The sequence below is a fragment of the Chromobacterium violaceum ATCC 12472 genome, assembly GCF_000007705.1.
Taxonomy (GTDB): Bacteria; Pseudomonadota; Gammaproteobacteria; order Burkholderiales; family Chromobacteriaceae; genus Chromobacterium; species Chromobacterium violaceum.
This window is the reverse complement of record NC_005085.1, coordinates 1,242,533-1,254,284: the sequence shown is the minus strand read 5'-3', so window position 1 is coordinate 1,254,284 and position 11,752 is coordinate 1,242,533. Positions and strand designations below refer to the sequence as shown.

Annotated in this window: 9 protein-coding genes; 4 read left to right on the top strand and 5 right to left on the bottom strand. The window is 65.5% G+C overall.

Annotation, left to right across the window (positions count from 1 at the left end; all coding sequences use genetic code 11):
* Position 1 precedes the first annotated feature (1 nt).
* The gene (locus CV_RS05840) at positions 2-1,021 is read left to right on the top strand and encodes a response regulator (RefSeq protein ID WP_011134744.1); all 1,020 of its coding nucleotides are present in this window, start codon (positions 2-4) and stop codon (positions 1,019-1,021) included.
* A 39-nt stretch (positions 1,022-1,060) separates the two neighbouring features.
* Here the strand turns inward: CV_RS05840 and CV_RS05835 are convergent, their stop codons facing one another.
* Positions 1,061-2,488, bottom strand: a complete 1,428-nt coding sequence (locus tag CV_RS05835; protein WP_043595603.1) for an EAL and HDOD domain-containing protein — start codon at positions 2,486-2,488, stop codon at positions 1,061-1,063.
* A gap of 56 nt (positions 2,489-2,544) precedes the next feature.
* Complete coding sequence (aroC, locus tag CV_RS05830) at positions 2,545-3,645, bottom strand: chorismate synthase (RefSeq protein WP_011134742.1); 1,101 nt, start codon at positions 3,643-3,645, stop codon at positions 2,545-2,547.
* A gap of 185 nt (positions 3,646-3,830) precedes the next feature.
* Here aroC and eat point away from each other — a divergent pair, with 185 nt between their 5' ends.
* The 3 genes from eat to eutC are packed head-to-tail and all read left to right on the top strand — an operon-like array spanning position 3,831 to position 7,428.
* The gene (eat, locus tag CV_RS05825; protein WP_011134741.1) at positions 3,831-5,252 is read left to right on the top strand and encodes an ethanolamine permease; all 1,422 of its coding nucleotides are present in this window, start codon (positions 3,831-3,833) and stop codon (positions 5,250-5,252) included.
* The gene (locus tag CV_RS05820; RefSeq protein ID WP_011134740.1) at positions 5,249-6,631 is read left to right on the top strand and encodes an ethanolamine ammonia-lyase subunit EutB; all 1,383 of its coding nucleotides are present in this window, start codon (positions 5,249-5,251) and stop codon (positions 6,629-6,631) included. Before eat ends, CV_RS05820 begins: the two co-directional genes overlap by 4 nt.
* A complete protein-coding gene (eutC, locus tag CV_RS05815) occupies positions 6,628-7,428 on the top strand; it encodes an ethanolamine ammonia-lyase subunit EutC (protein WP_011134739.1) in 801 nt (266 codons plus the stop codon). The genes CV_RS05820 and eutC overlap by 4 nt, the downstream gene beginning before the upstream one ends.
* A 336-nt stretch (positions 7,429-7,764) precedes the next feature.
* Here the strand turns inward: eutC and CV_RS05810 are convergent, their stop codons facing one another.
* From CV_RS05810 to CV_RS05800, 3 genes are all read right to left on the bottom strand, one after another.
* Positions 7,765-8,394: a 2OG-Fe(II) oxygenase gene (locus CV_RS05810; RefSeq protein WP_043597445.1), complete on the bottom strand. Its 630-nt coding sequence runs from the start codon at positions 8,392-8,394 to the stop codon at positions 7,765-7,767.
* Positions 8,395-8,808: 414 nt separating this feature from the next.
* A complete protein-coding gene (locus CV_RS05805) occupies positions 8,809-10,080 on the bottom strand; it encodes a RidA family protein (RefSeq protein ID WP_011134737.1) in 1,272 nt (423 codons plus the stop codon).
* A gap of 705 nt (positions 10,081-10,785) precedes the next feature.
* Positions 10,786-11,703, bottom strand: coding sequence for an alpha/beta fold hydrolase (locus CV_RS05800; RefSeq protein WP_011134735.1), 918 nt, complete (start codon positions 11,701-11,703; stop codon positions 10,786-10,788).
* Between the last annotated feature and the right edge of the window lie 49 nt (positions 11,704-11,752).

Genomic DNA, 11,752 nt, shown 5'->3' with positions numbered 1-11,752 from the left:
CATGCAGCTCTCCCCTCCCTTGCTCGTCGTCGACGACGAACCGCAAAACCTCGCGGCGATGCGCCAGGTGCTGGCCCCGCAATATCCGTTGGTGTTCGCGCGCAACGGCGCCGAGGCGCTGGCCGCCACCGCCAAGCATAATCCCTCGCTGGTGCTGCTGGACATCGAGATGCCGGATATGGACGGTTACGAAGTGTGCCGCCGCATCAAGAAGGATCCGCAGTCCTCGTCGACGCCGGTGATCTTCGTCACCTCGCTGGGGGAAATCGGCAACGAGGAAGCCGGCTTCGAAGCCGGCGCGGTCGACTACCTGATCAAACCGGTTTCGCCGTCCATCGTGAAGGCCAGGGTGCGCACCCATTTGTCACTGGTGCAGGCCACCCAACTGGAAAAGAGCCACCGCGACGCGATCTACATGCTGGGCCAGGCCGGTCACTTCAATGACACCGACACCGGGGTCCACATCTGGCGGATGGCCGCCTACTCCGCGATGCTGGCCTCGACCAGCGGCTGGGACGCGGCCGCCTGCCACCTGCTGGAACTGGCCGCGCCGATGCACGACACCGGCAAACTGGGCATACCGGACGCCATCCTGCGCAAGCCCGGCGCGTTGACCCCGGACGAATGGGAGGTGATGAAGACCCATACCCGGATCGGTCACGACATCCTGATCCGCAGCGAAGCGCCCGTCTTCAAGCTGGCGGCGGAAATCGCGCTGCGCCACCATGAAAAATGGGACGGCAGCGGTTATCCGGACGGGCTGGCCGGCGAGGCGATTCCGGAATCCGCCCGCATCGTTTCATTGGCCGACGTGTTCGACGCGCTGACAATGCGGCGGCCATACAAGGATGCCTGGCCGATGGAGAAGGCGCTGGCCACGCTGCGCCAGGGCAGCGGCGTCCATTTCGAGCCCAGGCTGGTGGAGGTGTTCGACGCCGCGCTGCCCAAGCTGCTGCAGATCAAGGAAATATGGGGCGACCTGTCGCAGCAGGCCGAGCATGACGTGCTGATGCTGTTCTGAAACAGCCGGCTGCGGCCCGGCGCGCGGAGGCAGAGCGGATCAAACCGCCTCGACGTTGTTGTGCACCTCGCTGTCGCGCAGCACCACCTGCGCCCACACCACGGAATCCAGGTAATACTGGTTCGCCAGATCCAGGTCGAAATCCAGCACCTTGGCCAACGCCTCGATCTGGACGTTGTCGCCCTGTTCGCAGGCCATGGCCAGCGCCAGGTGCGGCGCGAAGATGCCCTTGCGCTCGACCACCGCCTCCCGCACCGTCAAGGGCAGCTCCAGCGGGTCGAGCACGTCGGGGAAGGGCTGGTTGAGCAGCACGTCGAGCAGCGAGAACATGCCGGTCAGGAACAGGTGCTCCGCTTCCAGCTTGTTGCCGCGGTAGCCGCCCAGCTTCTCCATGAAACGGGCGCGGATCAGCGACTTTTCCAGCAGCGAGAGCGCGGTGCCGTCCTCCTTGCGCGAGGTGAACAGCAGCATCGACAGCCATTTGAACAGCGTCTCCCGCCCCAGCAGCAACAAGGTTTCCTCTATGGTCTGCACCTTGCGCGACAAGCCGTGTATCGGAGAGTTGATGAAACGCAGCAGCTTGAACAGCAGCACCGAATCCAGCTTGAACTGGGCTTCCACTTCCTTGGGATCGGCGTTGGTGCGCAGCAGGCGCATGATCTGCAGCACGCGCGTCTGGTTGGTGTCCACCTTGCCGCCCTCCAGCGCGTGGGCGGTGGTGACGAAGGGGCCGTGGAACAGCGCGAAGCGGTTGTGGCCCGGCGCGCGCAGGCAGACGTCCATGTCCTCTGCCGTGCCGACGTTGCGCGCCAGCCATCGCGCGCCCGGATAGCGCTTGGGCAGTTGGTCCAGTATCGGCGCCAGCACCCGGGTGGAGGGTCCGGCGAAATCCAGCACCATGAAATCGACGCGGCTGAACAGATCGGCCTGCAGCGCCGGGCTCAGCATGTTCTGGTCGTAGGCGGCGGGCTCCAACGCGAAGCGCAGCCCGAGCTTCTGCAGCTCGTCCAGCTGGCGCAGCATATGCTCAGCCACCACCATGCCCGGCAGCGGCTCCAGCACGAAAATCACGCTACCGGCGGGCATGCCGCGCAGCTGCGGGTCGTCGAGCGAGGTCATCGCGATGTGGACAAAGGCGCGGCGGTAGGCCAGCAGCCGGAAGATGTCCATATTGTGCAGCGTGGCCAGCAGCAGCCGGTCGAACTCCTGCTGCTTGCCGGCCTCGATGTTGCGCTTGCCCTGGCGGACGAAGAAATCGTAGGCGACCACGCGCTGCTGGCGGTCCATCACCGGCTGGTGGGAGACGAAGCCCAAGGTGGCGGGCAGCTCGGCCGGCTCATCCTCCGGCGGAGGCGGCGGGATGACTGCGGCGGGCGTTTCCGCGGTTTCCTCCAGCGGCGGAGCCTCCTCATCATGCGCATTCTTCTTCAGACGTCCGGCCAATCCATCTATCAGATTTTTCAGCATGGTGTCATCCCAAGGTTGAACTGGCCGCAGCCCTGCCCGGCCGGTATATCTGCATTCTAGCCGATATGACCTGCAATTCTCGGCGTTTCCACCCTCACGTCGCCGCACTGGGCGCGGTGCCGCAACGCATGGTCGATCAACACCAGCGCCAGCATCGCCTCGGCGATCGGCGTGGCGCGGATGCCGACGCAGGGGTCGTGGCGGCCATGGGTTTCCATCGTCACCGCCTCGCCCTGCTTGTTGATCGAGCGGCGCGGCTGGGCGATCGACGAGGTCGGCTTGATCGCGATGGAAACGTCGATCTGCTGGCCGGTGGAGATGCCGCCCAGCACGCCTCCGGCGTGGTTGCTGGCGAAGCCCCGCGGCGTCAGCTCGTCGCCGTGCTCGCTGCCTTTTTGCGTCACGCAGCCGAAGCCGGCGCCGATCTCCACGCCCTTCACCGCGTTGATGCTCATCATGGCGTAGGCGATGTCGGCGTCAAGGCGGTCGAACACCGGCTCGCCCCAGCCCACCGGCACGTTGTCGGCCACCACGCGCAGCCGCGCGCCGATGGAATCCAAGCTCTTGCGGATGGAGTCCATGTATTCCTCCAGCCGCGGCACGATGTCCGGATCGGCGCTGAAGAAGGGATTGCCGCCCACGTGCTCCCAGCTTTTGAACGGAATGGCCACTTCGCCGATCTGGGTCATATGGCCGCGGATCACGATGCCGTACTTCTCGTTCAGCCACTTCTTGGCGATGGCGCCGGCGGCGACGCGCACCGCGGTCTCGCGCGCGGAGGAGCGGCCGCCGCCGCGCGGGTCGCGGGTGCCGTACTTGTGCCAGTAGCAATAGTCGGCGTGGCCGGGGCGGAAGGTGTCGGCGATGTTGCCGTAGTCCTTGCTGCGCTGGTCGGTGTTGCGGATCAGCAGCGCGATCGGCGTGCCGGTGGTCTTGCCCTCGTAGACGCCGGACAGGATTTCCACGGTATCCGGCTCGCGGCGCTGGGTCACGTGGCGGCTGGTGCCGGGCTTGCGGCGGTCCAGCTCAAGCTGGATGTCCGCCTCGCTCAGCGCCAGGCCCGGCGGGCAGCCGTCCACCACGCAGCCTATGCCCGGCCCGTGGCTCTCGCCGAAGGAGGTCACCGTAAACAATCGTCCCATGCTGCTGCCTGACATCTGCGTTCCCCTGCTGCTGATTGCGTATCGTCATCGATTCTAGCATGGCGCGCGCCGCAAGCAGCCATGCTGCGGCGCGCATTGAAATCGGCGGCGGACACTGGCATTCTTTTTGCATAAACGGGCGATGCGGGCATGCCCGCCCTTCCCCCGCGGAAGGCCATCCAATCGGACAGGAGTCTGCCATGAACGCATCGACACCCGGCCTCGCGCGCAAGCTCGGCGGCTGGCAATTATGGGGCATCGCCGTCGGCCTGGTGATATCCGGCGAATACTTCGGCTGGAGCTACGGCTGGGCGCAGGCCGGCCCCCTGGGCTTTCTGTGCGCGACGCTGTTCGTCGCGCTGATGTACACCGCCTTCATCTTCAGCTTCACCGAGCTGACCACCGCCATCCCGCACGCCGGCGGGCCGTTCGCCTACGCCCGCCGCGCCTTCGGCCCGCTGGGCGGCTTCGTCGCCGGCTTCGCCACCTTGTGCGAATTCGTGTTCGCCCCGCCGGCCATCGCGCTGGCGATAGGCGCGTATCTCAATGTGCAGTTCCCGTCGCTGGCGCCCAAGTGGAGCGCCTGCGGCGCCTACCTGGTCTTCATGGCGCTGAACATCGCCGGGGTCGGCATCGCCGCGATGTTCGAGCTGGCGGTGACGCTGCTGGCCATCTTCGAACTCTTGGTGTTCATGGGCGTGGTGGCGCCGGGCTTCAGTTGGGCGCACTTCATGCACCAAGGCTGGGCCGGGCAGAACGCCTTCCACTGGGGCGCGGTCGGCGGCATGTTCGCCGCCCTGCCGTTCGCGATCTGGTTCTTCCTGGCGATAGAGGGCGCGGCGATGGCGGCCGAAGAGGCCAAAGACCCGGCGCGCACCATCCCGCGCGCCTACATCGCCGGCATCCTCACCCTGGTGGCGCTGGCCTTCGGCGTGATGGTGATGGCCGGCGGCGCCGGCGACTGGAGCCGGCTGGCCAATATCAACGACCCGCTGCCGCAGGCGATGAAGCAGATCGTCGGCGCGCACAGCGGCTGGCTGCACATGCTGGTGTGGCTGGGCCTGTTCGGCCTGGTGGCGTCGTTCCACGGCATCATCATGGGCTATTCGCGGCAGATCTTCGCCCTGGCGCGGGCCGGCTACCTGCCGCGCGCGCTGGCCGCCGTCCATCCGCGCTTCAAGACGCCGCACCGCGCCATCCTGGCCGGCGGCGCGGTCGGCATCGCCGCCATCTTCAGCGACGACTTGGTGCAGATCGCCGGCCAGCCGCTGACCGCCAACATCGTCACGCTGTCGGTGTTCGGCGCCATCGTCATGTACATCGTGTCGATGCTGGCGCTGTTCCGGCTGCGCGGCCGCGAGCCGGCGCTGCCCCGGCCGTTCTCCGCGCCCTGTTATCCGTGGCTGCCGGCGCTGGCGCTGGGCTGTTCCGTCATCTGCCTGGTCGCCATGGTGTATTACAACCTGCTGCTGGCCGGCATCTTCGCCGCGATGCTGGCCGCCGGCTACCTGTATTTCCTCGCCACCGCCCGCCAGCGCGCCGCCGCCGCCGACGACGCGCAGCTGCAAGGTTTGGCCGAGCCGCCAGCCGAGCCAGCCCCCTCCGTCCGGAGTCCGACATGAGCCACGCCATCGCCATAGGCCCGCGAACCTACCGCTTCGCCGACTTGAAAACGCTGCTGGCGCGCGCCAGTCCCCTGCGCTCCGGCGACCAGCTGGCCGGCGTCGCCGCCGCCAGCGCCGAAGAGCGGGTGGCGGCGCAGATGTGCCTGGCCGACTTGCCGCTGAAGGTCTTTCTCAACCAGGCGGTGATTCCGTACGAGGAGGACGAGGTCACCCGGCTGATCCTGGACAGCCATGACCAGGCCGCCTTCGCCGCCGTATCGCACCTGACCGTCGGCGGCCTGCGCGACTGGCTGCTGTCCGACGCCGCCACCGCGGAAACGCTGGCGGCGCTGGCGCCCGGCCTCACGCCGGAAATGGCGGCGGCGGTGTCCAAGCTGATGCGCAACCAGGACCTGGTGCTGGCGGCGAGGAAATGCCGCGTCGTCACCGCCTTCCGCAACACCCAGGGACTGCCCGGCCGCATGGGCGTGCGGCTGCAGCCCAATCATCCGGCCGACGACGCGCGCGCCATCGCCGCCGCGACGCTGGACGGCCTGCTGTACGGCGCCGGCGACGCGGTGATCGGCATCAACCCGGCCGGCGACAGCCCGGACGACATCCGGAGCTTGCTGACGCTGCTGGACGAGGTGCGCCAGCGCTACGCCATCCCTACCCAGAGCTGCGTGCTCACCCACGTCACCAGCACGCTGGACCTGATGCGCCGGGGCGCGCCGGTGGATCTGGTGTTCCAGTCCATCGCCGGCACTCAGAAGGCCAACGCCGGCTTCGGCGTCAGCCTCGCCGTGCTGGACGAGGCGCATCAGGCGGCGCGGGAGCTGAAGCGCGGCACGGTGGGCGACAATGTGATGTATTTCGAAACCGGCCAGGGCAGCGCGCTGTCGGCCAACGCCCACTGGGGCGTGGACCAACAGACCTGCGAGGCGCGCGCCTACGCGGTGGCGCGGCGCTACTCGCCCTTGCTGGTCAACACCGTGGTCGGCTTCATCGGCCCGGAATACCTGTACAACGGCAAGCAGATCATCCGCGCCGGACTGGAAGACCATTTCTGCGGCAAGCTGCTGGGCCTGCCGATGGGCTGCGACATCTGCTACACCAACCACGCCGAAGCCGACCAGGACGATATGGACGCGCTGTTGACGCTGCTGGGCGCGGCCGGCGTGCATTTCATCATCGGCGTGCCCGGCGCCGACGACATCATGCTGGGCTATCAGAGCACCTCCTTCCACGACGCGCTCTACCTGCGCAATGTGCTGGGACTCAAGCGCGCGCCGGAGTTCGAAGACTGGCTGGAAACGATGGAGATCACCCGCGGCGGCAGGCTGCTGCCGCAGGACAGGCGGCAACGGCTGCTGGCGATGATGGAGGGCGTGGCGTGAAAGAAAAGCAAAATCCCGTCACCGAAGACGGCTGGGGCGAGCTGTCCCGCCTCACCGCGGCTCGCATCGCGCTGGGCCGCGCCGGCAGCAGCCTGCCCTGCCGCGAGACGCTGCGCTTCGCGCTGGCCCACGCCCAGGCGCGCGACGCGGTGCACACGCCGCTGGACGCCGCCGCGCTGGCTGGAGAACTGGCGGCCAACGGCCATCGCGTCATCGACATCCGCAGCGCGGCAAGCAGCCGCGCCGAATACCTGCAACGGCCGGACCTCGGCCGCAGGCTGGACGACGCCAGCCGCGCGCGGCTCTTAGCCGAAACGGACAAGGGCTGCGATCTGCTGATCCTCATCGCCGACGGCCTGTCTTCGCGCGCGCCCGCCCAGCACGCGGTCCCGCTGCTGCGCGAGCTGCTGCCGCGGGTGCGGGAGATGGGCTTGCGCGTCGGCCCGCTGCTGATCGCGCGCGAGGCGCGGGTGGCGCTGGGCGACGAGGCCGGGGAAATCATGGGGGCGAGAATGACGGCGATGCTGATAGGCGAGCGGCCGGGTTTGAGCTCGCCGGACAGCCTGGGCCTGTACCTGACCGCCGCGCCGCGCGCCGGCCGCAGCGACGCCGAGCGCAACTGCATTTCCAATGTGCGGCCGGACGGCCTGCCCTACCCGCTGGCCGCGTTCAAGCTGGCCTGGCTGATAGACGCCGCCTTGCGCCAGCCCACCGGGGTGGCGCTAAAGGATGGCAGCGCCGCCGATCCGCGCTGGGCGGCGCTGGCCGCGAGGCAGGCCAGCTTGGTCAGAAACTAGCAAAAGAAGTCAACCACGTATCCAGCGCGCCCCAACTCCCTTCAAGCCTGCCGCCGGGTGGCAGGCCCGAGGTTTTAAGCGGCTGCTTGTTTGAGCCCCGCGACGTTAGCGCGCATCGCTGAGCGAATCTGGAAGATTCGCACGCAGAGAGTTCAGCCGCGCCTCGGGCCTGGCGGGATCCGGCGGGGAGCCGAAGGCCAGGCTTGTAGGGTGGCCTTTAGGGGTGGAGGGGATATTTGGCCACGCAAATATCCCCTCCCTGCTCGCCGGGCAGCCCCGGCTATGAAAACCCATCATCCGCGCAGCGGATTCAAATGATAAGAACCGTGAACACACTCACCACGGCAAACTGCCGCCCTGGCGGCGATACCAGCCCGTGACGGACAAGCGCTGCCGCTTGGCCGGCAATACCTCGTGCCAGAAGCGGTCGGCCAGGAACAACACCAGCGTGCCGGCTTCGGGCTCCACGTCGACGAACCGCTCGCACGCGTCGTCCAAATACAGGCGGATCTGGCCGCCGGCCTCGGCCGGCCAGTTTTCGTTGAGGTAGAACACCGTGGTCAAGGTTCGCGCGTCATCGTCCTGGAAACGGTCCAGGTGCTTCTTGTAGAAAGCGCCTTCCGGGTAGACGGCGAAGTGGGACTCCAGCTCGACCAGGCCCAGGTACAGGCCGCGGTTCACAGCCTGCATGATCTCGTCCATCGCGGCGTTATAGGCCCGCACCGCCGGCAGCTCCGCCACCTGGTCCAGCCACAGCACCGAATCGGAGCGGATCTCGGCGCGGCGCGCCTGCCCCCCGGCGCGGCCGGTGGCGGCCTCATGGAAGCGCCCCTCGTCCCATACCTGCAGGCAGGCCTCGCGCAGATTCGCGGTCAGCTCCGCCGGCAGCGCTCGGGGAAGCACAATCCAGCCTGTGTCGGCCAGGGTGTCGAGAACGGTATCGAGATCGAATTGCAGCTGGGTCATGAATTTCATCGCGGAATGAACGGACTGACGCTTTCTACCATAAGCCAGCCGGCAAGGCGAATGCGCGCGGTCAAACTTCTCGGGCTTGCGTTCCCCCCACCATGGCGCGCTTGCCTCGCGCCATGGATGCGCGTGCCGGCAGCCCAAGCGCCATCTCGGCCAGCGCCGGCCATGGCCGCTTGCGCCGCAGGAAACCAGCTCCCCCCGCGCCCAAACCAGCCGCTTGGGGACGATGCGGTGTCGGCGCGAAGCCATGAAAAAAGAGAGCCGAAGACAATTCAGCTCTCTTTTCCAAACGCTAAGCGTGGCTAACAAAACTCAGTTTTACGACTGAGGCCAGGCGCGCCGCCGCAAGCAAGTACGGCAAGTCGGCGCAACGCAGCATCAGGGGTTTTGTGAGCCGCTCCAAGCCATTTACGCTTTTGGCGGCGTGCCTTCGGCATTGGCCACGACTGCATCGATTTGAATCATGGCGCCATGAGGCAAGGCGGACACGCCCACCGTCCTGCGCGCCGGGATGCCGCCCGGGAAGAAGGCCAGGTAAACCTCGTCCACCGCGCCCATATCCTCGATATTTTTCACGAAGATATTGACCTTGACCACATCGTCCAGCGTGTGGCCTATGCTCTCCACGATGGCCTTGATGTTTTTCAGGCACTGCTCGGCCTGCGCCTTCACGCCGCCGGGCACCACGGCCTGGGTCTCGGGATGCAAAGGCAGCTGGGCGGAAAGATGGTTGTAATGGGAGAAGGCCACCGTTTGCGTCGCCAGCGCGCAGCGGGGAGCGCGGTCGGTGTTATTCGCCCAGATAACGATGCCATGCCGGTCTTCGACCGCCTGCGGCGGCGTGCCGTCGCCGTGGGATACCACCGCCTCGATTTGGACCAGAGCATCCATGGGCAACGCGGCCACTTCCACCACGGTGCGGGCCGGAACATAAGCTACCGCGCGGGCGATGGCCGAATCGGGAAAGAAAGCGCGGTAAGCGGCATCGACGGAATCGATATCGGACAAATTCTTCAGGAAAACATTGATCTTGACGATATCGTCAAACGGCACGGCGATGCTTTCCAAAATAGCCTTGATGTTCTGCAAGCATTGGGCGGCCTGTTCTCGCGCGCCGCCCGCCACCAATTTCCCTGATTTGGGATCAATCGGCAGCTGGGCCGAGAGATTGTTGTAGTGGGAAAAAGCGACCGACTGCGTGGATAAATGGCTGGTCGGCGCATTCATGGTATTGCTGGCGATTTTGACCAGATCGCCGGCTTGCGGCGCATTGGGAATGGTGCCCTCGCCGTTGGAAAGCAGGGCCTCGACCTGCAGCAAGGCGCCCATCGGCAAAGCGGCGACCGCGACCGTGGTCAAGGTTGGCATATAATCAGTGAAGAAGGTGGCGTATACCTCGTTTACCACATGCATGTCCGCGATATTCTGCAAGAAGATGGTGATTCTCACCACATCGCTCAACTCATGGCCGATGCTTTTTACAATTGCCTGTATATTTTGGAAGCAACGCTCGGCCTGCTCTTTCACGCCGCCGGCCACCAGGCGCCCGGTCGCGGGATCCACCGGCAATTGAGCCGACAGATTGTTGTAGTGCGAAAAGGCTACGGTCTGGGAATATCGTCCCATTCCAGACGGCGCATTTTCCGAATTTCTTGCCAGTACCGCGTTGAAGCTAGTCATGATGGTAATTACCTGTTCCGTTCGAATTCATCCGCAGCATGGCCGCACATACATTACTTCGCCATAAACAGCCGCCGCGCCAATGGCATTACCAGTATTCAATCCACCGAAGCGCCGGATAAAGCCTAGACTGAAACCGAAAATTCAATCAAGGCCGCTCAAGCAGCGAGTGGAAGCAATGCAATCAAGATTCCGGATTCTATCGGCTCACGGTCCAGGGCTGTCAACACGGTTGGCCAATAAAACCAGGCCGGAAAAAATAATTCGAATCGGGTAAAAGGCCGCCATCACTGAGCATAGCCATTCATCATGTCACATATTTGAATAAACCTGCTCTTTAACATTAATATTCAACACCCGCCAATATTGCTGCATTTTCACACACCACCTCTTTAAAACCGCAAGCCCAAACATACTCCATCAAAGCAGGGATTGATCACGGTCAATATTAGCAAGGCGCGGCCCAAGATAATTTTTCGTTTATTGCGCTTTAAAACGAGCAAAGAATATCAGCCCTGCAGCGCGGCCAATGACTGACCAGCTTGGCGGAACGACGCCTAATGAGGAATTCCGCGCTTTGGCGGAAGCGGATAAGGCCGCCCCTGCGGACACATAGCGCCCATGGATCTCTGGCATGCGGGAAGCGAGCCGGAACGGGCCATGGGGTCCAGATGCCCATCGCCCGTCCCGCGAAGCCGGACAGGCTCAATAATTCTCCGCCACCGCGTCATAACGCCCCGCCAGCCAATCCAGCGCCAGCGGGAAGTGGTCGCGCGGGGCGTCGGGGTGGGTCAGCAGCGACACGTGGTTATAGTCGTGCAGATGGCCGGTTCGCCGCCCCAGCAGGTGCAGGCGCGACAGGTGCGGGCCGGATTCGTCGCGGAAACGGCGCACATCCTCCGGGTGGCCGCGGCAGGGATCGTTGGCGGCGGCGAAATACAAGATCGGCGGCAAATGGCCGGCTTGCGCCGCGGCCGAGTAGTCAAAGCCGTCGTCGCTGTCCACCCAGGGTTTGGGCTGGGCCCACAGCTTGCTCTGCAGGTGGCTCTTGTCGCTCTCGTCGTCGGCGCCCAGGCGGATCCGCCGCGCCGGCAGATAACCGCAGGCCTTGATCAGCCAGCGCGCGGCGGCGCCCCACATGAAGTCCACTTCGATCAGCTTGTTCAGGTTGCGCACCCGCACGCTGCGCTTGGAGCCGAAGTACACCGCGCTCGCCACCTGGGCGGCGATGTCGGGGAAGCGGACCAGGCAGCTGGTCATGTGCACGCCGCCCCAGGAGTGGGCGATCCAGTGCACGCGCTGGCCGCCGCTCTTCCTGCGGACGAAGCCGTGCAGGGCCGGCAGGTCCTCGCAGATGGTCTCGGTCTGGCCGTGACGGCTGTGCGGGCCTATCTTGGGCGTGCTCCTGCCGCGGCCGCGCAGGTCGGCGACATAGACGTCGTAGCCGGCGTCGGCCAAGTAGTGGGCCAGGCCCTTGCCGGACTCAGTATAAAAGGTGCGGCCATTGGCCATCACGCCGTGGACCATCAGCACCGGCTCGCCGCCCGCGCGGCCGATCCGCTTCAGATACAGCCGCTCGCCGTCGCCCACCGGCACCCATAAATCCTGCTGCAGTTTCTCCATGCTCTCCTCGCTGGGTCGTGCCCTCGCCGTCTGCGCGGCAATTCAAGCA

Coding starts and splice junctions, on each gene's coding strand:
- CV_RS05840 (WP_011134744.1), top strand. CDS start 2: ATGCAGCTCTCCCCTCCCTTGCTCGTCGTCGACGACGAACCGCAAAAC.
- CV_RS05835 (WP_043595603.1), bottom strand. CDS start 2,488: ATGCTGAAAAATCTGATAGATGGATTGGCCGGACGTCTGAAGAAGAAT.
- aroC (WP_011134742.1), bottom strand. CDS start 3,645: ATGTCAGGCAGCAGCATGGGACGATTGTTTACGGTGACCTCCTTCGGC.
- eat (WP_011134741.1), top strand. CDS start 3,831: ATGAACGCATCGACACCCGGCCTCGCGCGCAAGCTCGGCGGCTGGCAA.
- CV_RS05820 (WP_011134740.1), top strand. CDS start 5,249: ATGAGCCACGCCATCGCCATAGGCCCGCGAACCTACCGCTTCGCCGAC.
- CV_RS05810 (WP_043597445.1), bottom strand. CDS start 8,394: ATGACCCAGCTGCAATTCGATCTCGATACCGTTCTCGACACCCTGGCC.
- CV_RS05805 (WP_011134737.1), bottom strand. CDS start 10,080: ATGACTAGCTTCAACGCGGTACTGGCAAGAAATTCGGAAAATGCGCCG.
- CV_RS05800 (WP_011134735.1), bottom strand. CDS start 11,703: ATGGAGAAACTGCAGCAGGATTTATGGGTGCCGGTGGGCGACGGCGAG.